A 603-nucleotide genomic window follows, 5' to 3' on the forward strand; every position below is an offset into this window, starting at 1 on the left:
AAATGGCCGTTGTCGCCGTGTCTTCCGTCCGCCAATCTCGTTCCTCCTGATCCTGATGTTATCCGAGTTCGGGCTGAGCGGACCGAGTTCTATCGGATCTCATCGCTCCAAACAAATGTTACTGGAGGACCGAACTGAACGAACCCGATGCTGCTGCGAGGGTTTGACTTCACGTATCGCGCGCGTGCGCTTCGCGGGGAGGTTCGATTCAATGGAGGCACGGTTGAGTGGACGGACCATCCTCGTGGTGGAAGACGAGGTCCTGATCGCGCTCGGCCTCGAGGCCATGCTCAAGGACGCTGGCGCAAAGGTCCGCGGCCCCGCGCATTCAGAAGCGGAGGCCATGGCGGTGATCGATGCGGCCGTCAGGGAGGCGGGCACTGGCATCGACATCGACGCTGCCATACTTGACGTCCATCTTGGTGAGCGGACTTGCGAGGCCGTGGCGCTGAGGCTGTTGGGACTCGGGGTGCCTTTCGTGTTGCATAGTGGACATGCACGGATCGACGAGCCTGTCGTGAAGCGCACGGGCGCGCCGCTGTTGCAAAAGCCTGCGCCGCCGACTGCCCTTGTCGCCGTTCTTGCCCGCATGACCTGAGAGAC

Annotated in this window: 1 protein-coding gene; it reads left to right on the forward strand. The window is 62.0% G+C overall.

What is annotated here, in order from left to right; all coding sequences use genetic code 11:
- Positions 1 to 598: hypothetical protein (locus Q1A87_RS23680; RefSeq protein WP_299657318.1), on the forward strand; the 598-nt coding region annotated here is incomplete at its 5' end.
- Between the last annotated feature and the right edge of the window lie 5 nt (positions 599 to 603).

This window comes from uncultured Jannaschia sp., from assembly GCF_947494055.1.
In the GTDB taxonomy this organism is placed as follows: Bacteria; Pseudomonadota; Alphaproteobacteria; order Rhodobacterales; family Rhodobacteraceae; genus Jannaschia.